The sequence below is a fragment of the Haloferula luteola genome (assembly GCF_014201715.1).
In the GTDB taxonomy this organism is placed as follows: domain Bacteria; phylum Verrucomicrobiota; class Verrucomicrobiia; order Verrucomicrobiales; family Akkermansiaceae; genus Haloferula; species Haloferula luteola.
Genome location: NZ_JACHFD010000023.1, coordinates 21,352 through 44,149, shown reverse-complemented (window position 1 = coordinate 44,149; position 22,798 = coordinate 21,352). Strand labels below are relative to the sequence as shown.

The 22,798-nt window shown below is 60.2% G+C and carries 21 protein-coding genes; 13 read left to right on the top strand and 8 right to left on the bottom strand.

What is annotated here, in order from left to right; translation table 11 throughout:
- The 3 genes from HNR46_RS17155 to HNR46_RS17145 all read left to right on the top strand — a co-directional run bounded on the left by HNR46_RS17155 (window position 1) and on the right by HNR46_RS17145 (window position 1,630).
- Window positions 1–750, top strand: coding sequence for an inositol monophosphatase family protein (locus HNR46_RS17155; protein ID WP_343076059.1), 750 nt, complete (start codon window positions 1–3; stop codon window positions 748–750).
- 60 nt (window positions 751–810) lie between these two features.
- Window positions 811–1,275, top strand: coding sequence for a 2-C-methyl-D-erythritol 2,4-cyclodiphosphate synthase (ispF, locus tag HNR46_RS17150; RefSeq protein WP_221285242.1), 465 nt, complete (start codon window positions 811–813; stop codon window positions 1,273–1,275).
- A gap of 76 nt (window positions 1,276–1,351) precedes the next feature.
- Window positions 1,352–1,630 carry a hypothetical protein gene (locus HNR46_RS17145; protein ID WP_184021028.1) on the top strand — a complete coding sequence of 93 codons (279 nt, stop codon included), beginning with the start codon at window positions 1,352–1,354 and terminating at the stop codon, window positions 1,628–1,630.
- Window positions 1,631–1,672: 42 nt separating this feature from the next.
- Here the strand turns inward: HNR46_RS17145 and HNR46_RS17140 are convergent, their stop codons facing one another.
- The 4 genes from HNR46_RS17140 to HNR46_RS17125 form a co-directional block, all read right to left on the bottom strand.
- A complete protein-coding gene (locus HNR46_RS17140) occupies window positions 1,673–2,122 on the bottom strand; it encodes a hypothetical protein (protein WP_184021025.1) in 450 nt (149 codons plus the stop codon).
- Window positions 2,123–2,210: 88 nt separating this feature from the next.
- The gene (locus HNR46_RS17135) at window positions 2,211–3,509 is read right to left on the bottom strand and encodes a DUF1501 domain-containing protein (RefSeq protein WP_184021022.1); all 1,299 of its coding nucleotides are present in this window, start codon (window positions 3,507–3,509) and stop codon (window positions 2,211–2,213) included.
- A gap of 4 nt (window positions 3,510–3,513) precedes the next feature.
- Complete coding sequence (locus tag HNR46_RS17130) at window positions 3,514–5,031, bottom strand: DUF1800 domain-containing protein (RefSeq protein ID WP_184021019.1); 1,518 nt, start codon at window positions 5,029–5,031, stop codon at window positions 3,514–3,516.
- A 190-nt stretch (window positions 5,032–5,221) separates the two neighbouring features.
- Window positions 5,222–6,079 (bottom strand): LamG-like jellyroll fold domain-containing protein, encoded by an 858-nt coding sequence (locus tag HNR46_RS17125; protein ID WP_184021017.1) that lies wholly within the window; start codon window positions 6,077–6,079, stop codon window positions 5,222–5,224.
- Window positions 6,080–6,213: 134 nt separating this feature from the next.
- Here HNR46_RS17125 and HNR46_RS17120 point away from each other — a divergent pair, with 134 nt between their 5' ends.
- Both HNR46_RS17120 and HNR46_RS17115 read left to right on the top strand, forming a co-directional pair.
- The gene (locus HNR46_RS17120) at window positions 6,214–8,793 is read left to right on the top strand and encodes a U32 family peptidase (protein WP_246418172.1); all 2,580 of its coding nucleotides are present in this window, start codon (window positions 6,214–6,216) and stop codon (window positions 8,791–8,793) included.
- Window positions 8,794–8,926: 133 nt separating this feature from the next.
- Window positions 8,927–9,406 (top strand): hypothetical protein, encoded by a 480-nt coding sequence (locus HNR46_RS17115; RefSeq protein ID WP_184021015.1) that lies wholly within the window; start codon window positions 8,927–8,929, stop codon window positions 9,404–9,406.
- An 84-nt stretch (window positions 9,407–9,490) separates the two neighbouring features.
- Here HNR46_RS17115 and HNR46_RS17110 read toward each other — a convergent pair whose 3' ends face one another.
- A complete protein-coding gene (locus tag HNR46_RS17110; protein ID WP_184021013.1) occupies window positions 9,491–10,459 on the bottom strand; it encodes a LysR family transcriptional regulator in 969 nt (322 codons plus the stop codon).
- 66 nt (window positions 10,460–10,525) lie between these two features.
- Here HNR46_RS17110 and HNR46_RS17105 point away from each other — a divergent pair, with 66 nt between their 5' ends.
- From HNR46_RS17105 to HNR46_RS17075, 7 genes are all read left to right on the top strand, one after another.
- Window positions 10,526–11,245 carry a pirin family protein gene (locus tag HNR46_RS17105; RefSeq protein WP_184021011.1) on the top strand — a complete coding sequence of 240 codons (720 nt, stop codon included), beginning with the start codon at window positions 10,526–10,528 and terminating at the stop codon, window positions 11,243–11,245.
- Between the two features lie 41 nt (window positions 11,246–11,286).
- On the top strand, window positions 11,287–11,904 hold the full coding sequence (locus HNR46_RS17100; protein WP_184021010.1) for a YceI family protein: 618 nt from the start codon (window positions 11,287–11,289) through the stop codon (window positions 11,902–11,904).
- A 44-nt stretch (window positions 11,905–11,948) separates the two neighbouring features.
- Complete coding sequence (locus HNR46_RS17095; protein WP_184021009.1) at window positions 11,949–13,007, top strand: oxidoreductase; 1,059 nt, start codon at window positions 11,949–11,951, stop codon at window positions 13,005–13,007.
- An 82-nt stretch (window positions 13,008–13,089) separates the two neighbouring features.
- A complete protein-coding gene (locus HNR46_RS17090; protein WP_184021007.1) occupies window positions 13,090–13,656 on the top strand; it encodes a L,D-transpeptidase in 567 nt (188 codons plus the stop codon).
- 54 nt (window positions 13,657–13,710) lie between these two features.
- The gene (locus HNR46_RS17085) at window positions 13,711–15,933 is read left to right on the top strand and encodes an ammonia-forming cytochrome c nitrite reductase subunit c552 (protein ID WP_184021005.1); all 2,223 of its coding nucleotides are present in this window, start codon (window positions 13,711–13,713) and stop codon (window positions 15,931–15,933) included.
- Window positions 15,934–16,001: 68 nt separating this feature from the next.
- Window positions 16,002–16,247: a Sec-independent protein translocase subunit TatA/TatB gene (locus tag HNR46_RS17080; RefSeq protein ID WP_184021003.1), complete on the top strand. Its 246-nt coding sequence runs from the start codon at window positions 16,002–16,004 to the stop codon at window positions 16,245–16,247.
- A gap of 2 nt (window positions 16,248–16,249) precedes the next feature.
- Complete coding sequence (locus tag HNR46_RS17075) at window positions 16,250–17,284, top strand: endonuclease/exonuclease/phosphatase family protein (RefSeq protein ID WP_184021001.1); 1,035 nt, start codon at window positions 16,250–16,252, stop codon at window positions 17,282–17,284.
- A gap of 1 nt (window position 17,285) precedes the next feature.
- Here the strand turns inward: HNR46_RS17075 and HNR46_RS17070 are convergent, their stop codons facing one another.
- Window positions 17,286–19,112 carry an alpha-amylase family glycosyl hydrolase gene (locus tag HNR46_RS17070; RefSeq protein ID WP_184020998.1) on the bottom strand — a complete coding sequence of 609 codons (1,827 nt, stop codon included), beginning with the start codon at window positions 19,110–19,112 and terminating at the stop codon, window positions 17,286–17,288.
- Between the two features lie 81 nt (window positions 19,113–19,193).
- Here HNR46_RS17070 and HNR46_RS17065 point away from each other — a divergent pair, with 81 nt between their 5' ends.
- Window positions 19,194–20,273, top strand: coding sequence for a Gfo/Idh/MocA family protein (locus HNR46_RS17065; RefSeq protein ID WP_184020995.1), 1,080 nt, complete (start codon window positions 19,194–19,196; stop codon window positions 20,271–20,273).
- Window positions 20,274–20,593: 320 nt separating this feature from the next.
- Here HNR46_RS17065 and HNR46_RS17060 read toward each other — a convergent pair whose 3' ends face one another.
- Both HNR46_RS17060 and HNR46_RS17055 read right to left on the bottom strand, forming a co-directional pair.
- Window positions 20,594–21,430: a prolipoprotein diacylglyceryl transferase gene (locus HNR46_RS17060; protein ID WP_184020992.1), complete on the bottom strand. Its 837-nt coding sequence runs from the start codon at window positions 21,428–21,430 to the stop codon at window positions 20,594–20,596.
- Window positions 21,427–22,794 carry a radical SAM protein gene (locus HNR46_RS17055; RefSeq protein WP_184020989.1) on the bottom strand — a complete coding sequence of 456 codons (1,368 nt, stop codon included), beginning with the start codon at window positions 22,792–22,794 and terminating at the stop codon, window positions 21,427–21,429. Before HNR46_RS17055 ends, HNR46_RS17060 begins: the two co-directional genes overlap by 4 nt.
- Between the last annotated feature and the right edge of the window lie 4 nt (window positions 22,795–22,798).

Genomic DNA, 22,798 nt, shown 5'->3' with positions numbered 1-22,798 from the left:
GTGACCGATCTCGAACTCACCGTCCAAGCCGCCACCGAGGCGGGCAAGCTGCTCAAGGCCCACTTCGGCACCGACGCCACTGTGGACGAAGCCACTCACCACGATATCAAGCTCGCCCTCGACAAAGAATCTCAGGCTCTCATCGAAGGGATCCTCCTCGGAGCCCGTCCCGACGACGCTCTGTATGGTGAGGAAGGTATCGGCGGCTGCCAGGACTCCCATCGCCAATGGATCGTCGACCCCATCGACGGTACCGTGAACTTTTACTACGGCATTCCTCATTTTTGCGTGTCGATCGCTCTACGGGTCGACGGTGAGGTGGTTCTCGGTGTCATTCACGATCCGATCGTCGGAGAAACCTGGACCGTGGAAAAAGGCGGCCAACCTCACCTCAATGGGAAGCCCATCTCCTGCTCCAAACGCGAAAAGCTCGAAGAATGCGCTCTTTTCGTGGGCTGCGGCAAGGATGAGGAAGCCCTTCGCATCGGTCTGGAGCGCTTCCGCAAAGCCTCGATTCGTGCCCGCAAAATGCGCATGATGGGCAGCGCGGCCCTGGGTCTCGCCTACATCGCCAGCGGACGCCTCGATGCTTATGTCGAATCCCGCATCTCCCTTTGGGACATCGCGGCTGGCAAGCTCCTCGTCGAGGCCGGTGGAGGCAAAGTCACCCTCGCTGAGAATCCTGGCAGCTCTGATTCCTGGGCCATCGTCGCCACCAATGGCCGGATTCCCATCGAAGAAATCCTTTAAACACCTCTGGAAGAAGCCCCCCTACGGGTTCCGCCACCCTTTCACCCCTTTTCGATTCCCATGATCGGTCTTGGTTACGACATCCATCGCTTCACGGAGGGACGCCCGCTGGTACTCGGTGGAGTGGAAATCCCTCACACCCACGGACTGGACGGACATTCCGATGCCGACGTCCTCTGCCACGCGATTGCTGACGCGGTCCTTGGCACCCTTGGCCTTCCGGACATCGGGCATTGGTTTCCACCGGGCGATCCCGCCTGCAAAGACATCTGCTCCCTGAAGATTCTGGAAAAGGCCGCCGCCCTCATCCGGGAGCAGGGCTTCGAATTGGTGAATGTCGATGCGACCTTGATTGCAGAGGCTCCCAAAGTATTGCCGCACCGCCCTGCCATGCAGGAAAAAATCGGCCAAGCTCTCGGCCTCGCGCCGGAACGTGTCGGCATCAAGGCCACCACGAACGAAATGCTCGGAGCCATCGGTCGCCGTGAAGGCATGGCTGCGATGGCCGTCGCACAGATCCGGTAGTCCTACCCATGGGTGCGTTTCGCGAGAAACGCACCCATATCTTGCATTTTGCGGGTGTCGGATTATCCTCCGGCTCGTGCCCGCGAGCCGTCCTCCCCGTCCTTTTTTTGCCACATGGCTGCGCCGAACGCGCAAGCAGCTGGCACCCAGTGGGCGACTCAGTGAATTGGCCCTGATCCTTTCGCAAAGAGAAGGCGATACCCCCACCCACTGGTCACAGTGGCTGCGGCAGGTCCTTGATGAAGAAATCACTCCCTCTCTGGACGAATTGACCACCCTCGACCTGCTCCTCGCCCGGCCGAAGCATGTCGCCATTCCCACTTCGCCGTCCTACCCGCAGGCCTGTCTCTTCTAGCTCAGTTCGTGGCCTCCTCAGGGTTTCCCTTCTCAGATGGGCTCATGAGGATGATTGAGCCTGGCGACGCCAGATCGTCACGGCACACCACAGCGCCCAACCAATCATGGCCGGGCTGTCGATCCTCCCTTCCACCTCAACCCTGCGGCTGAAGACATGGACAGGCCGAAAGCTCAGGCTTCCACCCGGCCCCTGTAACATCATGGCCCGGCCCAAGCCCCTTGCGCTGAGCACCCAGGCATCGCCTTCCCACTCGAGATCAAAGGTTCGAGTAAAGGGATTCCTTTTGGACCCGCGCCCCACCACTTGGCCCTGATGCCTGACCGTCCAACTTCCGGACCATATTCCATCCTTGGCGACCTCATAGCTCACTCCATTGACTTCAAATCCACCCTTTTCACCGAACACCCGGTGCCACGTCTGACCTTCAAACCCCTCTCCACGGAATCGGTAGTTCCAGGAGAAAAAACCTTCTGGCTCACATGCAATCATCGCTCCAAGACAACCCCAACGGCGTCCTCACGACCATGGGAGATTTCCCCGAAATTTGGAGCCCCTCACCCTGAATCAGGCCGTCCTCTCAGGCAGTGAAGAATCCCAGCTTCCCGTAGTGTGCTTTCAAAACCGGCTCAGATGGGGCCCGCAGCCAATCCTCGAGCACCGTGGCATAGACCTGCCTGAAATCGACCGCGTGCTTCAGGTCCCCCGCATCCAAATCGGTGAGGCTGGGCATTTTCCCGAACAGCCCCCCTTGGACGCCCCCTCCAGCCACAAACAAACAGGAGGCCTTGCCGTGATCGGTGCCCGAACTGGCATTCTCCGCCACGCGACGCCCGAACTCAGAGAACGTCATCACGGTCACGCGGTCCGCATTCCCCTGCTCTTTGAGATCCGCAAAAAACGCCTTCAAGGCACGGTCCAACTGGCCAAGCAACCGATCGTGAGAATTGACCTGTCCATTGTGAGTGTCGAAACCCCCATGACTGACGTAATAGACCCGTGTTGGCATCTGCCCGGCGATCATCCGGGCAACCATGTTGAGGCTCCTCGACACCGGAGTTCCCTCGTATTTCACCCGGGTGCGATGTTTCGCCGCGACCTCAAGAATTTTGTCTGAGGAAACCCGCGCATCCATCGCAACGCGTTCCAAAAAGGCCAGATTGCTCTCGCCAGCCACTCCCCCGACACGGCCCACCGAAGGTTCAGCGATCGAAGCGCCAGCCACCGACTCCTCAGGAGAATTGAGCGAGTCAAAGAAAGCTTCAGCCTGGGCTTGTTCACCCCCACCATGAATCCAGCGGTAGAGTTGAGGCGAACTCAAACACACCCCGGGATTGTGCAGGGCCCCAAAAGCTTCCGGCTGGGTCTTGTTGAGCGAGATGCCCACCGTTGGATCACTCCCCTGGCAGGCATTGTCAAAATAGCGCCCCAACCATCCGGTATTCGAACGCACTGCAGGATCTCCCGTTTCCCAAACGGAGGTGGAAACGAAGTGCGATCGATTGGGATTGGGATAGCCGACCCCCTGCACCACCGCCAAGCCACCCTCATCATACAAACTCCCGAGGAAGGGCATGGAGGCATTCAAACCCATCCCATCTGCCAAGCGGATTACCTCCTTCTCCGCCTTCGCAATCTTCGGGCGAGCGCGGTAATAGGCATCGTCCTGAAAGGGTACGACCGTATTCAACCCATCATTCCCACCTGCCAGCTGAAGCACTACGAGAATGGTATCGTCCTTCCCGGTCACTCCCTGGATCGCGAGGTCCTTGGAGCGGGCATGCAAGTCGGCAAAGGTGCGCTCGACAAACATCGGCACCGTCCAACTCGCGGAGGCTCCCAGAAGAGTCGAACGAAGAAAATCACGACGCGTTTTCATGGATTCAGCAAAGTTGATATTGGGGCGTGCTCATCATCAGATGGCACAACTCGGCGACTTCGTGGTTCGTAAAGACCACCCCCTTTTTCGCCTGAGCATAGTCAATGAATGCGGCCCGTGGCTTGGCTCCGGGATCCCCATGGAAAAATCGAGCGATCAACCTATCCACCAGCTCCTCTGGATTCTCTCTCAGCGTCCGCGGAGCCATTTCCTCATAATTCGGCCCCTTCCAGCGGCGGACACTTGCCTTCACGAGCATCGCCAAGCGAGGCCGCTCTGCGTCCGTCGCCATCGGCATGTCGTCGGATCCTCCCTCCGGATCCATCGCCCCCTTCGTGATCGTCCCAGCAATGTTATAGCGGCTGAGCAGAGTGTTCGTGTTGATCCAGGCTCGTCCCCAATCCCACCCCGCCACGTTCGGCGGAAAGAAAAGCACCTGCCCCAATTGTTGCGACGCATCGAGCGCATATCCCCGTGGCCACTGATCCAACTCCAACTCACGGGCCATTTGGACAAGGAATTGAACCGGGCTCTTGATCTGATTGCGCACCACGGTCGAATCGTAAAAGGCACGTGATCCAAAAATTTCCCTCAGAAGCGGCCGCAGCTGGAAGTCCTCGCGGCGGAACCCCTCGGCCAGTTCCTTCACAAGGGATGCCGGTGCCTCATCCTCCACGAAGTAGCTCCACAACTTCGCCGGCAAATAGCTCGCCGCAGCCTCTTGTCGAAACAGCACCTCCACCAACTGGTCGCCATCGAAGGCACCCGTCTCGCCACAAACAGTCTTCGTGCCCTCATCCCAACGCCTCGGGACATGCCTCACTTCCCCGGTCAACCGTTCCAACTGATACCCCGTCAGCGCACGGGCCGCTTCGCGAATGTCTTGCTCGGTGTAATGACCCACTCCCAGAGTGAAGAGCTCCATCACTTCCCGGGCGAAATTCTCATTCGGCATCCCCTTTCGCGATGAAGGCGTATCCAAATAGATCATCATCGCCGGGTCCTTCACCATTTCATGGGTAAGAGCCCGAAAGTTCCCGAAGGCCTGACGGCGAAATCGCTGATTCTGCTCCATCATCAGCCGCGGAAGACGAACCTTCTGCGCCGAAGTGGCAAAATGATCGTGCCAAAACACCACCATCTTTTCCCGCAAAGGTGCCTGAGTTCGTAGGATGCGATCCATCCACCAGCCGCCCATTTCCACAGTTCTTCGTTGATTCTGCTGACGAATCTCTCGTTGAAACTTCCGCCGGGCTTCCTCCTGAGCTGCCCCTTCCCCCCGCATTTTCCGCCGCTCAGCTGCCCACTCGCGAGCTTCCTTTCGAGCGACATCGGGATCCGTCCAATCCGGCAAGGGAAACGCCGCTTCTTCGTCCGGGGGATCTAGGAGAGACTCGATCGCTGCCTTGCGGCCGAGCGCATGAAACCGCGAAATCTCCCTCGGTGACCCTCCAAATCCCGCTCGGCGCATCAAGTGCGCCGCTTCATCGGGAGTCCAATCGTTGGGAGCTTGGGGCAACATGGTCGGAAAAGGAGGTGGCAGAGTCCCGAACCCCGCCCGCCCCCTCGGAGTTGCGGAACCCCCAATCCGCATCGTTCCGCGCTTTCCCTCGGACCTCCCCCGCCCTGAAAAAACCAAAGGTCCACCGCTCATGGCAGTGGACCTTGGAAAGTCCGGGAACGCTTCAACCCGGAAAATCACGCAACCGCATTCACGCGGATCGGCGACGCCGCAGCAGCAGACCTCCTGCCGCCACCAAGGCCAGACTCGCAGAAGCAGGCTCCGGTACCACGATGGCATTGATCGCTGCATTCGAGGCATCTGCACCTAAGGCGTTCAAGGCGACCACCTGGCTGGGAGTCACCGCGACGTCGTAAATACGAAAGTCCAAGGTCGTGCCCGTCGCGCTATTGTCACCATAAGGAGCCCCGCCAGCGATCCCGATTTGGGTCAAAGTCGAAAGATCCAACCCAGGGGCCGCAATGGTGGCCGAGTAGGAATGGCTGGTGTTGTATCCCGCCAGATCCGTCGAAGTATCCTGGTAATAGGTCAAGTTGGTGCCGTCGTAGGTGATCACCCAATGGTGAGGCCCATTGTCAAAATACTGGCCCAAGGCCAGTTGCTCACCTCCAGCGACACCCCCGCCGATCACGGCGATCGACGACGGATACGGAGAACCTCCCCGAGCCGGAGTACCGAGAAGATAATTGCTCGTGGTCCCGTCACTGAAAGAAAATGCCGTGGTGTATGAACTCCCGCCGTAGCTGTAATTCGTCCACATCTCGATGGTGAACGCTCCGGTAATGCCGGAAACCGTGGACGCCGGGAGGCCAACCCCATTCTGGGGGAGCCCACCACTCAACTGTCCTAAGACATTGGTCGTGGTGAGAACGCCACCGGAAACGGTCGCAGATCCGTAGATCGTTCCATCAGCGGTGCCGACCGTATCAAGAGCTTGACCGTCAGTGGCAAAGTCGTAGCGGTGAACCAGTGCCGCGTGGCTCAAACTCGGAGCCAGCAAGCAAGCAAGGGCCGCCGCCTTCTTCCCGGTCAATCGGGTAGGATTCATAAATGCAAGTGAGTTGGGTTTGGTTTGGAATGGGTTTTTCTGGATGCAGGCCCCCTCAGTCGGAAACCCACTTCAGCTAAATACCTAAGAAAGGTTTCCCTGGGGATACCTCATTCGGGTGATTTTCAAGATGGATGCCGCCTCAAAATGGGGCTCCGCGCACGACCCTCCATCACCGTACCGAGATTCTCGGCTTGAATGCCTGCGCAATTGGGTCTCCTTCCCCTCCGAACTCGTTCACGATGGCCTACTCACCCGAACTCCTGAGCCCTGCTGGAAACTGGGACTGCGCTCGTGCCGCCGTCGCCGCGGGAGCCGATGCGATCTTTTTTGGTCTCCCGGCCTTCAATGCCCGACTTCGGGCGGACAATTTCACCGACGCTGACCTGCCCGAACTCATGGAGTTTCTTCACCGCCACGGGGTGAAGGGTTTCGTGACCATGAACACCCTGATCTTCACCGGGGAACTTTCCGCGGCCGAAGAACAATTGCGCAAGGTGGCCGCCGCCGGCGTCGACGCCCTCATCATTCAGGACCTCGGCTTGGCCCGCATGGCTCGTGAGATCGCCCCCCAGGTCGAACTTCATGCCTCCACTCAAATGACCCTCACCAGTCCCGAGGGCCTCCATTTCGTCGAACGCCTCTTCCCTCTTGAGCGAGCCGTGCTGGCCCGCGAACTCTCCTTGAAGGAGATCGATCGCTTTGGCCAACCCGCCTCCACCCCACTCGAAGTCTTTGTCCACGGCGCCCTGTGCGTCGCCTACTCCGGTCAGTGCCTCACCAGCGAATCCTTGGGCCAACGCTCCGCCAACCGCGGCGAGTGCGCGCAAGCTTGTCGCATGCCCTACGAACTGGTGGTCGATGGCGAAACCCAACCCCTTGGCGAAGTCCGCTACCTTCTCAGCCCCCAGGACTTGGCCGCCGTCGATCAGATTCCGGGGCTCATTCAGGCAGGTGTCCGCTCGTTCAAAATCGAAGGTCGCCTGAAGTCGCCGGAATACGTGGCCGCCGTGACTCGCGTTTACCGGAAGGCCATCGATGCCGCTCTGGGCAAACCCACTCCCGCGATCACCGCCACCGACCGCTATGCGCTGGAGATGACTTTTTCCCGCGGGCTCACCCCAGGATGGCTTTCGGGCACCAACCATCCCGCGCTCACCCATGGTCGCTTCGGCAAAAAGCGCGGCCCCTTCCTCGGAACCATCACCGAGGCCCAAAATGGCTGGATTCGAATCGATCCTCCGCCGTCCCAGCAAGTGCCCCCCCTCAAAGCAGGCGATGGCATCGTCTTCGACGCCGGTGAAAACCGCGATCTCGAGCAAGGCGCCGCCATCTGGAAAATTGAAAATGATCGCATCATTTTCCACCGCACCTACAGCGGCATCAACTTCGATCGCATCAGGCCCGGTGTGACCCTCTACAAGACCTCCGATCCCGCTTTGCAATCGGAGATCCGCCGGTTCTGGCAAAATGCCAAGCTCACCCCGCAAAAAACTGCCATTCACCTCACCGTGACCGGCTGTCCCGGCCAACCTCTCACCCTCCTCGGCCGCACCGCCCATGCGCCGAGGCCTTTTGAGGTCATCTCTTCTGTCCCCCTCCAACCTGCGTCAAAACACTCCCTCTCTGCCGAAATCCTCACCCGCCAACTCGGCCGACTGGGCGATACCTCTTTCGAACTCAAAACGCTCGACCTCCAGCTCCAAGGAGATTGCCACCTCCCTGTCTCTGAACTCAATCGTCTCCGTCGCGAGCTGGTGGCGGGACTCGAATCCGAACCCGCCACGCCAGCCCCTACGGCCACCTCGGTCACGGTCCACGATTTGCTGCCACCTGCGGCCGCAAACGCAGCTGCGGATGCATCGCCTCACTTGGCAGTACTTTGCCGCAGCCTCGACCAACTCGACGCCGCTCTCGCCGGAAAAGTCGGCACGATCTACTGCGATTTCGAGGACCCAAGACGCTACAAAGAAGCCGTCGCTCGGGCCGCCGAAGCCCCCGCTTCACGCATCCACCTCGCCACCCCGCGAATCCTCAAACCCGGCGAAACCGGCTACCTCAAATTGATCGAACGAGCAGCACCCGATGGCGTCCTGCTGCGCAATCTGGCGTCGCTGGAACACTATCGTGATCGCGATGATCTCGAGAAAACCGGCGACTTCTCTCTCAACGTGGCCAATCCGATCACCGCGAAGCTTCTACTTGAGGAGGCCCGCCTCTCCAGACTGACCATTTCCTACGATCTCAATATCGGGCAGGTTCTCGACCTCCTCCAAGGGGCACCCCCATCTTGGTTCGAACTGACCTTGCACCAGCACATGCCCCTCTTTCACATGGAGCACTGCGTCTTCTGCACCTTCATGAGCTCCGGAACCTCCTACAAAGACTGCGGACGGCCCTGTGAAAGCCACGTTGTTCACCTGAGGGACCGGGTGGGGCAGCTTCACCGCCTTCAGGCTGATGTCGGCTGTCGCAATACCCTCTTCAATGGACGCGCGCAGACCGGTGCCCGATTTTTCCCTGCCCTCGTCGCCGCCGGACTCCGCCATTTTCGCCTAGAATTTCTCGACGAAGATTTTGCCGCTGCCGAAACCACCCTTCAGAACTACCAAGGCCTCCTTCAGGGGCAACTCCAGCCTGAGGACATTGCCCTACGGGTCGCCGCCAGCGAAAAGCTCGGAGTCACCGAAGGCACCCTCGCCTCCGTCCGCTAATTTCCCCGATTTGGAGGCCCCGAAATTTTTTTCGACTTTTCCGGGAAGAATTTCGACGCTTGGTGTTCTCACTCCTCGGAATCGATTGATTCCACGACCTGAACCGAACTACCATCCAAACCCCAATAAGATCATGACCCTGACGATCCGTTCCCTCATCGCCGCTGCCTTCTGCCTCCCGATGGCCTATGCTTCCGATTGCGAGAAGTGCAAAGGTGGCGATAAGGAAGAAACCACCATCGTGGCCGACTGCAGCAAGTGCAAAGGCGGCGACAAGGAAGAAGAAACCCTCGCCGATTGCAGCAAGTGCAAGGGCGGCGATAAGGACGAAGAAACCCTCCTCGCCGGCAAGTGCGAAGGTGGTGACTGCGACAAGGAAAAGGAAACCATCGCCTGCGGTGACGAAGACGAAGACACTCTCCTCGCCGGTAAGTGCGAAGGTGGTGACTGCGACAAGGACGAAGAAACCATCGCCTGCGGTGACGAAGACGAAGACACCCTCCTCGCCGGTAAGTGCGACGGTGGTGACTGCGACAAGGACGAAGAAACCCTCCTCGCCGGTAAGTGCGAAGGCGGTGATTGCGACAAGGACGAAGAAACCGTCCTCGCCTAATTCGGCCTCATCTTCACGGATTGCTTTTCAGAAACCGGCGCCTGCAAAGGTCGCCGGTTTTCTTTTTCCCAGAGGAACCCGCCATCACAGCTCGCCCCCTTCGGTTGCCTCTCCCCCTGAGGAGCGGGCGCTCGCTTTCAATTCCTGAATCAACACCTGGCAGGCAGGGGTCGGGCTTTTCCCCCAACCCACACCGACCCGAATGGCGGAGGGAGAAGGCTCGAGTGCCACAAAGCGAATCCCGGGACGATTCGCATCCTGCCCTGCATTGGCCACCATGGCCACGCCGATGCCCGCCTCCACCGCCATGGCAAGGCTGCTGAAACCATCAAACTCTCCCACCACCCGGGGGGAAATGCCTTGCTCGGCAAAGTACTCCCCCACCCGCTTCCAATAGTCCGGGTAGCCTTCCCGGGCATACATCAACAAGCCCTCCTGCGCCACCTGCGCCACATCCACCGCAGACGCCTCGGCAAATCGATGACGCATCGCCACCGCCAGCCGCCACGGGCGACACTCCAAAAGCTCCCACTCCAGTCCCTCTTCTTTCTCTTCGAAGACCGTCACAATCAAATCCAGTCGCCCTGCGATCAGGCCGTCCTTCATTTCCGCGGTCGAAAGATCCGAGAGCTGCACCCGCACCTTCGGATGAATCTGGTTGAAGCGCTCCAGCGCCAATCCCAGGAACGGTCCCGCAAGCGAAGGCGAATAGCCGACCCGTAAAATCGCTCCATGCCCCGCCTCACAAACTCGCTGGCGGACTTGCGCCCCCATCGCCAACCACTTGCGGCCATCCCGAAACAACACCTGCCCAGCAGGCGTCAGCGAAACGGAATGCGCTTCCCGCTTCAGGAGCTCCACCCCCAACTCCTCCTCCAAGGTCCGAATCCGCCGACTCAATGCCGGCTGCGTCAGCCCCAATTTGCTGGCTGCCGCCGTGATGGTTCCCATTTCCGCAACTTTGATGAATGCTCGGACGAGCTTCGACTCCATACCCCGCAAAGTCGCCGGAATCCCTGCTTCATCAAGCCTCCAGCCGCAGGCCGTATGCATTTTTTGCATCCTCAGCCACCATGGCGTGCATTGGCTTCCCGACGATGACAGGGTTAAAAATCGACCATGCACACGAGCACCGCCCCCGTCACCCTCCGCCGGTCCCGCGACCGCGGCCATGCCCGCCATGGCTGGCTCGAAAGCCGTCACAGCTTTTCCTTCGCCGAATACTTCGATCCCGCCCACATGGGATTCCGGTCACTCCGTGTGATCAATGAAGACCGCGTCGCACCCCACGGCGGGTTTCCCGAACACCCCCACCGTGACATGGAAATCTTTTCCTACGTCGTCTCCGGCCAACTCGCCCACCGCGATAGCATGGGCAATCAACGGGTCCTGAAACCTGGCGAGGTCCAGCTCATGTCCGCGGGAACCGGTGTCACCCACTCCGAATTCAATCCTTCGGCCACCGAGCCCGCCCACTTTCTGCAAATCTGGATCCTGCCCCGGTCCCGGTCTCTTCAACCGCGCTACACCGAGTGGAAACCGTCCACTGAACACGCGACCGCCCGGAAAGTCCTCCTCATCTCTCCCGATGGCCGCGATGGCTCTGCCACCATCTCCCAAAATGCCGACGTCTATCGCCTCCGCCTCAAATCCGGCGAGTCCGCAACCCACGAAATTCACCAAGGCCGGGGTGTTTGGATCCAAGTGATCTCCGGCTCTCTCCAAGTGCGGGGAGAAACCCTTGGTGCGGGCGATGCTGCCGCCATCGAAGTTCCAGGTCGCATCGAAACCTTCGCCACTGGCGAAAAAGTTGAAGCCTTGCTCTTTGACTTGGGCTGAAATCGGTCCTTTTTCCAGACGATCCCTACCGTCTCAAATCTATGAAATCCGTTGCCATTACCCTCGCTCCTGCCGCCCTTGTCGCGCTGACTCTCGTCTCTTGCGAGAATCCTGCCGACAAGACCGCAGATGCCTCCGTCAAGGAAGCCGCCCCGGTCGCTGAAGCCTCCGGCACCCGTTACGTCCTCACCGACGCCTCAACCGTCACCTTTGTCGGTTCCAAAGTCACCGGCAGCCACGAAGGTGGCTTCAAGGAAATCTCTGGCGATTTCACCGTCGACGCCGCGGGCGACGTCACCGGTGGCACCGTCACCATCGACATGAACTCCGTGTGGACCGACGCGGACAAACTCACCGATCACCTCAAAACCGGAGACTTCTTCCTGGTCACCGAACACCCCGAGTCCCGTTTCACGATCACCCAAATCGAAAAGACCGATACCGGCTACTCCGTTTCCGGCAACCTCCTGATGCGCGGCGTCGAAAAGAACATCACCTTCCCGGCCACCGGCTCCAAGGACGGCGAGACCGTCAAGGTGAACGCAGAGTTCGACATCAACCGCAAGGACTGGGGCATCGTCTATGCCGGAAAGGCCGACGACCTGATCCGCGATGAGGTCGTCATCCGCTTCGACCTCACCGCTCAGCCTGAGGCCTGATTCCCCCCCCCGGGGCCCCATCCGCCCTTCACCCGACCCACCCCATGCTCCAGTCCCCGCTCCGATTAGGTTCGCTCGATCTCCCGAACCGCGTCCTCATGGCTCCCCTCACCCGTTGCCGCACCGGCGACGAGCGGGTGCCCAACGCGCTCACCGCCGAGTATTATGCTCAGCGCAGTTCGGCCGGGCTGATCTTTTCGGAAGCGACCTCCGTCTCGCCCCGCGGCGTCGGCTACCCGGGAACCCCCGGGATCTGGTCCGCGGAGCAGACGGAGGGTTGGCGCCAAGTCACCGATGCCGTCCACCAGGCCGGGGGACGCATCTCCCTCCAACTCTGGCACGTCGGCCGCATCTCCCACCCCAGCTACCTCAGTGGTCAGCTGCCCGTCGCCCCCAGCGCCATCGCCGCCTCCGGTCACGTGTCGCTGATCCGACCACTCACCCCTTTCCCGACGCCCCACGCGCTCACCCTCTCGGAAATCGCCGCGACCCTCGACGACTACCGCACCGCAGCCGCCAATGCCCATGCCGCTGGATTCGACGGCGTCATGATTCACGCTGCCAACGGCTATCTCATCGACCAATTCCTCCAAGACGCCACGAATCATCGCACTGACGAATACGGAGGCACCCTCGATCATCGATTGCGCTTCCTTCTGGAAGTCGTCGCCGCCGTTGCGGAATCGTGGGAGTCCGGGCGCATTGGCGTGCATCTTGCACCCCGTGGTGACACCCATGACATGGGGGATTCCGATCCCAAAACCCTTTTTGGTGCTGTCGCCTCCGCTCTCTCCGGACGTGTGGGCTACCTTTCCGCTCGCGAACATCACGAGGCAGAAGCACTCGGCCCCTTCCTCAAGCAAACCTTCGGCGGCCCCTTTGTCGCCAACGAAAAATTCACCGCGGAATCTGCCGAAAACGCTTTAGCGTCAGGCATCGCCGACGCCGTCGCCTTTGGCAAAGCCTTCATCTCTAATCCCGACCTTCCCGAGCGATTCGCCCGCGGAGCCGAACTCACCCCGCCCAACCCCGCGACCTTCTATTTCACCGGCGAGGGCGACCCTCGAACGGGCTACACCGACTACCCTGCGCTCACGGATTGAGCGGCTCGTTTCCTGCTCAGCGAGTTGTTGGCAAATGTCCAACTTCCCTACTAAGCTTCGCGCCAACTCCTCTGTGATCTGCATGACCTTCCCCCGTCCGCTTCGCCTGCTGGCCCTTGCCACGACGCTCTTCGGTTTCGCTTCCTGCGCCCCTTCGACTCCCCTGATAGCCGAGCGGGCCGAACCCGTTCTCTATCAGTGGCACGACGATGGCGGCCCTGGGAAAGTCGAGGTGAAAATCAACCTCACCGAACAGCAAGCCTACTTCACCCGTGGTGGCAGACCCATTGGTTGGAGCTACGTGGCCACCGGCTTGGAAGGCCACGGCACCCCTGCTGGCCAATTCCGCATCACCGAAAAGATCATCGACAAACACTCGGGATCCTACGGTTGGATCGAAGATGACTACGGCAACATGGTCGACAATGATGCCAAACCCTCCGATCCCGTCCCACCCGGGTGCCGATACGTCGCCGCGCCCATGCCCTACTGGATGCGCCTGACCAACCATGGCATCGGCCTCCACGCCGGAATCATCCCCAAACCGGGCCAGCCTGCATCCCACGGCTGCATCCGCCTCCCCAAGCCGTTCGCGCCGGTCCTCTACAATGCCGTCGAAGTCGGCACTCCCGTGCAGATTCTCTACTAAATCCTGGGATTCCAGAGTTCCCATCGGCCACCCCATCGCTACGCTTGATCGAAGATGCGTGATCGGGCCGGAATTCTTGCGTTGCTGCTGCTCCTTGGCGGCTGTGAAAAAACCCCTCCCACCACCCCAGCCCAATCGTCGGCCACCTCGCCTCCGGCTCCTCAGGACCCCTCCCAACTGACACCCTCCAGCCAATGCCTGGAATGTCACCGCGAGGCCCACGAATCCTGGCAGCACTCCCACCACGCCCTGGCTCATCGCAACACCGGCAATCCGGTCGATGCCGAGGCCTTTGCCGGCACCACCCTCCAGGACGGGCCCGCCCAATGGACCTTTGCCGGTGGCGCCGCCCAACCCGAGATCCGCTGGGAAGACGATCGCGCAGGCGATCTCTCCCCGAAATCAGGCTCGCCCCCCATGGCCATCGGCACCACGCCGCTCGTTCAGTACCTCCTTGCCGCGGGAGATGGGCGCTACCAAGTCCCCGACATGGCCTGGGACCCCGCCAAGAAGGAATGGTTCAGCATCTATGGCGAAGAACATCGCCATCCCGACGAATGGGGCCACTGGACCCAACGGGGCATGAACTGGAATGCCCAGTGCGCCTATTGCCACTTCACTGGCCTCCGAAAAGACTACGACCCTGAAACCGACCACTACGCCACCCGTTGGGTCGAGCAAGGCGTCGGCTGTGCCCAGTGCCACGGCGGCAAACCCGAGGTGCCCAATGCCGACGGCTGCCTGATCGATCGCTCCTCATCCTTTTCCAAAGCGCAATGGACCGAGTCCTGCGCCACCTGCCACGCTCGTCGCGAAGAATTCGATGAAACCTTCACAACGGGCCGGTCCTTCCACGACCACTACGGGCTCGCCCTGCCCAACCAACCCGGACTCTGGTTTCCCGATGGCCAACAGCTCGACGAAATCTACAAATACACCTCCCTCCTGCTTTCCCGCATGGGCCACAAAGGCATCGGCTGCACCGATTGCCACGATCCCCACGCCGCCACCCCAAAATTCGGGGATGCCGCCGTCCGGGCCAATGCGCTCTGCATGACCTGCCACGCGAGCGGACAAGACGGCGCTGTCATCATCGACGTCACCAGCCACACCCACCACCCACCCGGCGTCGGGGGCTCCAGCTGCGTCGATTGCCACATGCCCAAACGGTCCTATATGGGACGCGATCCCCGCAGCGATCATCGCTTCCCACGCCCCGATCCCCTGCTCACCAAAGAACTCGGTGTCCCCAATGCCTGCAACGACTGCCATAGCGATCAAACCCTCGAGTGGCAGATCGAGAAGACTCACGAATGGTATGGTGAAACCATGAATGCCGTGGGCCGCAAGCGCACCCGTGCCATCGACGCGGCACAAAACGGCCGTCCGGGAGCCCTCGCTCAACTCCTTGACGCCTTCTCCTCCGAAGAGATGGATGCTTGGCAAGCCACTCTCCTCCGACTCATGGAACCTTGGGCTCAAGACAGTCGCGTCGTGCGCTCCGCCAATGTCTCCCTCCACGAAGGGGGCCCATTGGTTCGCGCCGCCGCTGCCGCTCTCATCGCTCGGCGTGGCGAAACCGGGCCCCTGCTCGAAACGGCCCTTGCCGATCCCCTCAAAGCCGTGCGCCTCGAAGCCGCTTGGGGTGCCTTTGAGCACCTGCCCGCCCAACACCCCGCCATTCAAGAGGCGGAAGCCGTCGCCCGCCACCAATCCGACCAACCGGCCGGAGCCATGCGCATGGCACGCATCGCCATCGCCCGCGGAAATCTCGACGTCGCTGAACAGTGGATGAAAAAAGCGGCCGAATGGGACCGCACCTCTCCCGTCCCCCGGCGCGACCTCGCCATCTTCCTCAATAGCCAAGGACGCTCCCCCGAAGCCCTCGAGTGGATGCAAAAAGCGGTCGACGCCGCCCCAGAAAATCCCGAATTCCACTACCTTTACGCGCTTTCCCTCGCCGAGAACCAACGTCCTGCCGACGCCGAAAAACACTTTCAGGAAGCCGTCCGATTGGCTCCCCGCTACTCTCGTGCCTGGTACAACCTTGGACTCCTTCAAGCCGGCCAAAACCGCGTCGACGAAGCGCTCCAATCCCTTCGCCACGCCGAGCAAACCGACCCCTCCAGTCCTGATGCACCCTATGCACGGGCCACCCTCCATCTCCGGCTCCAGCAATGGCCACAAGCTCAGGATGCGGCTGCGGAAGCCCTGCGGCGCGCCCCCGATCACGCCCCATCAGCGCAACTTCTTCGCGATCTTCAGCAGCGCCGCTAAGGAATTGTTGTAAGTTCAGCGGCGTGATTCCCGTTGCTATCGGCCACAACCAACCCTAGCTTCACGCCATGCACGCACCGCTCGCCATCGGCCTTCCCCAGGGCCCTGAATGGGTCATCATTTTCGTCGTTGTCCTGCTTCTCTTCGGAGCCAAAAAGATCCCCGAACTCGCCCGCGGCCTCGGCAAGAGCATGGGCGAATTCAAACGCGCTCGAGACGAATTCGAACGTGAAATTCACGCCGCCTCTGAATCTTCCGAAAAGGAAGAAACCAAGGTGAAAAGCGCATCCGGCACCGAGCCACGCGACGCCTGAACATGAAAGCCCGATTCCTCCACGCCCCGAAAATCCTCGGGGCGTTTTTCTTGGCCTGCATCCTCGGCTCATGCCGGGAGGAAAAGTCTGCGGACTGGCCAGAGCCGACTTTGGAGGAATCGAACTCCGCTGCCCCAGCGGCAGCAACGACTCCACCGGCATCCGCCCAGCAGGGCACGCAGACCGACCCTGCCGCTCCGAACACCGACTCGGCGGATCGAGTCCGCTTCCTCGCCTACAACGTCGAGAACTGGCTTTCCATGGACCGCTACGTGGATGGCAAACAAGTCACCAGCGCCGGCAAGCCGGAGAAGGAAAAGGAAGCCCTCGTCACCATCGTCGCCCGCCAACGCCCCGACGTTTTCGGGCTCTGTGAAATCGGTTCCGAAGCCGATCTCGCCGACCTTCAAAGTCGGCTGACCAAGGCAGGGCTCGAATTGACCCATTCCTACTACACCGGGGGCGGCGATGATACGCGGCACCTCGCCCTGCTTTCTCGCTTCCCGATCACCCGCACCGTTCCCCACAAAGATCTCGAATACCGTCTCAACGGCCGGGAATTCACCATGGGTCGCGGGATCCTCGATGCCACACTTGAAACTCCCGTAGGAACAGTCCGATTCCTTGGAACTCACTTGAAATCCAAGCGCGAGGTCCCCGAAGGCGATCAGGAACAGATGCGCCGATCGGAAGCCCACATCATGCGCCGGGAAATCGAATCCGCCCTTCGCGAAGACTCGGCCATGCCCCTCATCATTTACGGGGACATGAACGATACCCGCCAGGCCCCAGCCCTACGCATCCTTCAGGGCCCACGCAACGGCCCCCTTTCCATCCAGATGGTTCATCTCCGTGACTCGGTCGGTACTTCGTGGACTCACCACTGGTCCTATCAGGACGTCTACTCCCGCTTCGACTACGTGCTCTTCAACAGCGCCTTGAAAGACCGCATGCTGTGGGATGACTGCCACATCGTCGACGACCCGGAAGTGGCCGACGCCAGCGACCACCGACCCATCGTCGTGGAATTTCGCTAACTCAGGGCTCGGGCACCCATTCCATCAGTCGCGCCGATAAGGCCGGCATCCGAGGGACGACCATCTTGGCTTCTCCCTGTCCGTTGACGACCATCGCGGCGTCCTTCTCGTCCTGCAGCCGCTCCACCCAACGCCCCTTGATCGGATCGATTCGCGCCCACTCCACCGCGGCGGCCGGCACCCACACTGGCACCGAAGCCCAGCCTCGCTCGGGGTGGAAGTTCACCACCACCATAAACACCTGTCCCCCCTCCCAATCCCGACGCAGGTAAGCATACATCCAATGCCCCCCACAGGCCTCTCCCGCCACCGCGCCGAACCGGAGGTTCTCCCGATTCGCGTAGTTCAGGCCGTAAAAATCACCTGCCACAAAAGCCGGCTCCGCGATCACCCCCAAGAGCCGTCCATACCAAGCTCGCAGCTTCTTCTGCTTCGCCGACAAACGACCTCCATCGTACTTCCCTCCATTCACCCACTTTTGGAATTCGGGCATCACGGTGTAATCGAAGATCGAAGTCCGCCCATCGTCTCCTGAAAATCCTGCCACGCCCACCGCAGGTTCCCCCACCTCCTGCCCAGAATAGATCATCACCGGCCCCCGCCCCATCCCCAATAAGGCCGCACTCACTGGCCTCCCAACTTCCATCCCCAAGCCGCCCCATTCCTTCGGAGACGCCAAACGCACCTCGTCGTGATTCTCCGCATAACGCAGGGAATGATGAAACCGCGTCCCGGGAAAAATCAAAGAGTCGAGATCGTTCGCCCATTTGTATCCGTCAAAATCGTCATACAAGCCCATGCAAAGGTCGTAAGCCGGATCGTCATACACCGCGTCAAAACCCGCGGCGATCAATTCATCCAGCACATTGCCATCGGTTAGCTTCGCCGGATCATTGTCATAGGCTTCCCCGAACACGAACAGCTCAGGATCACGACGGCGGGCTCGCCCCAGCATCCATGCCCAGAACTCCATCGGCACCATGTGGGCCATGTCCACCCGGAATCCACCCACACCCATCTCCTGCCAATAGGCGAAAACCTCATCCATCTTTCGCCACGTATCCGGCACTTCCGAAGGCACCGCCGCCATCCCCGGCAAATGCCCGGTATCCCGCCCCCGCGTGAAATCATGGCCGTAGTTCAGCTTCACCGTTTCATACCAGTCCCACACCGAGGGCGAAAAAGTGATCGCGTTGTTTCCAGTGACCTTCACTTGTGTCGCTTCGGGAGCGAACCGCCCCGTGCAACCCGGCAAACCTTCGGTCGGTAATTTGAGAGGCGGCCCTCCACCCTGCGTCCCCGGAGGAACATAGTAGAAGTTGTTGTCCGGGTGAAAGAACCACTGCGGCTCATCGCCCTCCCCGAAGCTCAATTCAGGCCTCACGCTGGACCGATAGCCCCGTGCCACATGGTTCGGCACGAAATCCATCACCACTCTCAACCCTTTCTTTCGGCACCTCTGGAGGAGATCTCGGAACTCCTCCACTCGCCGCTCCGGATCGTCGGCATAGTCCGGGCACACGTCGAAATAATCAATGATCGCATACGGGCTCCCCGCCTTCCCCTTCAACACATCAGCAGGTTCCGCAGGCCGTCCTGGATACGATGTCCCACTCGCTTGCTCCAGCACACCAGTCAACCACAGGTGAGTCGCCCCCAAACTCCGGATTTCCTCCAACGCGCCTTCATGGAAGTCTGAAAACTTCCCGCACCCATTCTCCTCCAGCGTCCCATCCGGCTTCGGGTTTGGCCGTGTGTTGCCGAACAGCCGCACCATCGTTTGGTAGATCACTGGCCGCCGCTTCGTATCCACGCGCGTCTTCTTCATCGTGCCGGGATTCTTCCGGTGCATCGGCCGGATGGCAAACCTCCAGCCCGCCTCATTTTTCACGACCCGACTCCGCTCGCCATGCTCCGCACCCTCTTCCTCAGCCTCATGGTCCTCGTCTTGCGCACTCCTAGCCTCGCGGACGAACCTTTCCGCATCGGCATCGCTGGCATGACCCACGGCCATGTTGCCGGCCTCCTCTCACGGGCACGAGAGCGCGACGACCTCGAAATCGTCGGCGTTTGGGAACCCGACACCGAGCTCTTCAATCGCTACGCACGCCACTACGGGCTCGATCCCTCGATTCGCTTCGATGACCTCGGAGAAATGCTCGATCACTGCCAACCCGAGGCCGTCAGTGGCATGGGAACCATTCGCTCCCACCTTTCCGTCGTCCAGGCCTGTGCTCCTCGCCACCTTCCCGTTCTCCTCGAGAAACCCCTCGCCTTTGCGATTTCGGATGCCGATCAAATTCTCACCCTCTCTCGCCAAACCGGCACCCCCATCCTCACCAACTACGAAACCAGTTGGTATGCATCCGTTCGCGAGGCCAAAGAAATCATCCACTCAGGAACTTACGGCGACCCATTTCGCATGGTCTTCCGCCATGGGCACCGCGGCCCCCGTGAGATTGGCTGCGGCGAAGAGTTCGTCGGTTGGCTTTCCGACCCCGAGGAAAACGGCGGCGGCGCCGTTGTCGACTTCGGCTGCTATGGCGCCGTGCTGGCCACCTTCATCATGGATGGACAGAAACCGACCTCCGTCCAGGCAGTCCGCCGCCAAATCAAAAAGGATCAATACCCCCAGGTAGATGACGACGCCACCATCCTCCTCACCTATCCCAAAGCCACCGCCGTCATCCAGGCTTCATGGAATTGGCCTCATGACCTCAAGGAAATGGACGTCCACATGGCCACCGCAACCCTCTACGCCGGCAAATGGGATCAACTCACGCTGCGCAAAAGCGGTGAGGCGGCCCCTCAATCCATCAACGCCCCACCTCTCCAACCCTACGGCGACGAATGGACTTACCTGCGTGCCGTCACTCGCGACCAAGCGCCCATCGATCCCCTATCGTCACTCGATTGGAATCACACCGTCGTGGAAATCCTCGACCAGGCCCGAAAAGCCCCCCTTTCCGAAGAACCCCACCCTCACTGATCTTCTCCCCTCCTCTCTCGGGATGGGGTGGGTTTTCCCCGAGGATCCCCCCGCCACGGCAGGTCAGAATCGCTCCACGCCTAAGGAGCTCCCTGAATCTTGAAGCACACCCGACGAATCTCCACTCATTCAGGATCCATGGGGAAAGGAATAAGTCGCCAGGGTCGATGGTATCCACTAACAACTCTCCAGACTTCGTGGAACTGCACCTGACCCTCACTCGTACGCTTGCCGCCATGGCGCTCCTTGGCCTCTTCACCGCGCTGGGGGGCTTTTCGATCGATGTCGAACTCGACAGACGTGCCTTCCAAGCCTGGATCCTATCCGTGGTCCTCTACATTCTCGGAGCCGTCTGCACCACGGTGGTCGATCATTGGGTCGGGAACCTCGACCGCAGCAACCTTCGCGGTCTTTACATCATCGGCGGTGTCGCCGCCATGCTCGTGGCCCTCCTTGTCCAATACGTCGTTGAGACCGGCGCGCGCGGGTAACCGCCGGTTTGCCCGGCGCCAATAGCCGATGCTCCCCGCCACGACCATTCCGAGGGCCACCCATTGGTAGCCCGATAGACCCCCGATCTCCTTTGGAGTCGCACGCAGAAATTCGTGCCCGAATCGGAAACCACCGTATGCCATCAGATATAGGTGGAATCGCTGTCCCACCTGAATCCCCCGCCAATGCATCCCTAACAGCACCGCAAGGGCCAGACCCTGGAACCCCATCTCCACCTCGACGGCAGGCCACTTTCCCCACCGACAACTCACTCCCTCACAGCAACCGGCTTGCAGGCAACCCAGTCGGCCCAACATCAAAGGAATCGGCAACAACAGAGCAAATCGGTCCCCAGTGTCCTTCCGATATCCCGTTCCCCACTTCGCCAACTCGACTCCCGCCCAACCCCCAAGCAAGGCTCCGGTAATCGACTTGCCGGAAAGCCAAATTCGCCAACGTTCCGGGTTCCCCCACTCCAGCCACCCTTCGGCCAACAAAAACGCCAACTTCGCGCCGAGGAACGCGCCCCCCAAACACGCGGCATACACCAAAGCCAATCGTCCATCCGATCTCGAAGCCCGGAACCAATACACCGCGCCGATCACCATCCCAGTGAGCATCAATGCTCCATACGCGGGATTTCCCCAAGGCACGCTGCTCTTCATTTCCCTCCCAGTGAATCCACCGCTCCCCCGTTCAAATAATAGCGGCAAAACGAATCCAGCGACCCGTCCGGACGAATGACGTGAGTGCAACAGCGATCGATGCGATCCTGATCCCAATTCTCCGCATCCATGAACGGCTTGATGAACAAGCGGAACGCATCTTTCTCCTCCATCTCGAAGCGGTGCAAAATCTCCCCCAACTCCGTGTTCTCACATCCACATCGAATCAAATCCGCCAATTCATAGCGGACCTTGTCGCGCAGAAATCCTTGCAGAGAGGCAAAGTCAATGAACTCCGAGATACTCCGTACCCCAAGAGGGGTTCTCAAAAGATAACCAATGGTCGCGCAATTGGGATCCCCACATGGCAGCGGCGTGAAATCCTCCACACTCAGTTTCCCTTCCGACTGCTCCAGAACAGCGAGCAAAATATCCGCCGCATTGAGGCGAATGGATGCCCTCCCAGGCACCCGCCCCGAGCGAAACATCGGCTGGAATGAAATTCCCCGGCAAAATTCGTAGCGAAGCCCCTCACGTACACTCTCCCCCACACATGCAAGATTCTCAGGAATCACCGTCATCGCCAAGGTAAAGGGAATTCGTTCCCGTTCGCAGCGCTCCATCACCTCCGCCTTGAGACTTCGCAAATCCGTTCCGCGCAACTCCATGTGCCCCGCTTCTCCCGGGCCATCATACTGAAGATACAGCTGAAACGCCCCCCTTCTCGCCCGCTCTCCCAACCGGGCCAAAAAGGCGTCATCCCGCGCGATCTTCACCCCATTGGTATTCACCAGCACATAGTCAATGCCAGGATTCTCATGCAAGGAGTCGAGCAACTCGAAAAACTCCGGATGCAGCGTCGGCTCTCCACCCGAGAGTTGCAGAATCTCGATTCGGCCTTTCCGCTCAACCACGCCCTGAATCCGTCGCCTTAACTCCTCCAAGGGGCGCACCTTCAGCCGAGATCCCGCCGCTCCCGTCGGGGTATCCGCAAAACAGGTCGGACACGCGAGATTGCAAGAATCCACAATTTCAATCAATGCCAGACAGGTCGAAAGGACCTCCACCTCGGGAACGCATGCCTCCGCGTTGCGCCCCAAAGTTCCCCGAACTCCGGCTGGATCTGCAGAACACGCACAGCCCGGGCCACAGGCGTTTTCTGGCCGTCCAGATGCCAGCCAATAAAATCGAGCATCACTCGCCAGACAACTCGTATGCTCACCGTGCTCAGAGCACCGTCCGGTCAAATACACCTTGGAAGGAGTCGCATGGGTCTTCCACACCTCTGCGGGCACCTCCGTCAGGCACTCCGGACACCGACTGCGAGTGCGCTTCAAGGACGTGCGAAGTTCCGGAAATAACATACGG

What these genes read in the sequence shown, in the direction of transcription:
- ispF (WP_221285242.1), top strand. Translation starts at nt 811, where the DNA reads ATGATCGGTCTTGGTTACGACATCCATCGCTTCACGGAGGGACGCCCG.
- HNR46_RS17140 (WP_184021025.1), bottom strand. Translation starts at nt 2,122, where the DNA reads ATGATTGCATGTGAGCCAGAAGGTTTTTTCTCCTGGAACTACCGATTC.
- HNR46_RS17135 (WP_184021022.1), bottom strand. Translation starts at nt 3,509, where the DNA reads ATGAAAACGCGTCGTGATTTTCTTCGTTCGACTCTTCTGGGAGCCTCC.
- HNR46_RS17130 (WP_184021019.1), bottom strand. Translation starts at nt 5,031, where the DNA reads ATGTTGCCCCAAGCTCCCAACGATTGGACTCCCGATGAAGCGGCGCAC.
- HNR46_RS17125 (WP_184021017.1), bottom strand. Translation starts at nt 6,079, where the DNA reads ATGAATCCTACCCGATTGACCGGGAAGAAGGCGGCGGCCCTTGCTTGC.
- HNR46_RS17120 (WP_246418172.1), top strand. Translation starts at nt 6,214, where the DNA reads ATGCCGCCTCAAAATGGGGCTCCGCGCACGACCCTCCATCACCGTACC.
- HNR46_RS17115 (WP_184021015.1), top strand. Translation starts at nt 8,927, where the DNA reads ATGACCCTGACGATCCGTTCCCTCATCGCCGCTGCCTTCTGCCTCCCG.
- HNR46_RS17110 (WP_184021013.1), bottom strand. Translation starts at nt 10,459, where the DNA reads ATGCATACGGCCTGCGGCTGGAGGCTTGATGAAGCAGGGATTCCGGCG.
- HNR46_RS17105 (WP_184021011.1), top strand. Translation starts at nt 10,526, where the DNA reads ATGCACACGAGCACCGCCCCCGTCACCCTCCGCCGGTCCCGCGACCGC.
- HNR46_RS17100 (WP_184021010.1), top strand. Translation starts at nt 11,287, where the DNA reads ATGAAATCCGTTGCCATTACCCTCGCTCCTGCCGCCCTTGTCGCGCTG.
- HNR46_RS17095 (WP_184021009.1), top strand. Translation starts at nt 11,949, where the DNA reads ATGCTCCAGTCCCCGCTCCGATTAGGTTCGCTCGATCTCCCGAACCGC.
- HNR46_RS17090 (WP_184021007.1), top strand. Translation starts at nt 13,090, where the DNA reads ATGACCTTCCCCCGTCCGCTTCGCCTGCTGGCCCTTGCCACGACGCTC.
- HNR46_RS17085 (WP_184021005.1), top strand. Translation starts at nt 13,711, where the DNA reads ATGCGTGATCGGGCCGGAATTCTTGCGTTGCTGCTGCTCCTTGGCGGC.
- HNR46_RS17080 (WP_184021003.1), top strand. Translation starts at nt 16,002, where the DNA reads ATGCACGCACCGCTCGCCATCGGCCTTCCCCAGGGCCCTGAATGGGTC.
- HNR46_RS17075 (WP_184021001.1), top strand. Translation starts at nt 16,250, where the DNA reads ATGAAAGCCCGATTCCTCCACGCCCCGAAAATCCTCGGGGCGTTTTTC.
- HNR46_RS17070 (WP_184020998.1), bottom strand. Translation starts at nt 19,112, where the DNA reads ATGAAGAAGACGCGCGTGGATACGAAGCGGCGGCCAGTGATCTACCAA.
- HNR46_RS17065 (WP_184020995.1), top strand. Translation starts at nt 19,194, where the DNA reads ATGCTCCGCACCCTCTTCCTCAGCCTCATGGTCCTCGTCTTGCGCACT.
- HNR46_RS17060 (WP_184020992.1), bottom strand. Translation starts at nt 21,430, where the DNA reads ATGAAGAGCAGCGTGCCTTGGGGAAATCCCGCGTATGGAGCATTGATG.
- HNR46_RS17055 (WP_184020989.1), bottom strand. Translation starts at nt 22,794, where the DNA reads ATGTTATTTCCGGAACTTCGCACGTCCTTGAAGCGCACTCGCAGTCGG.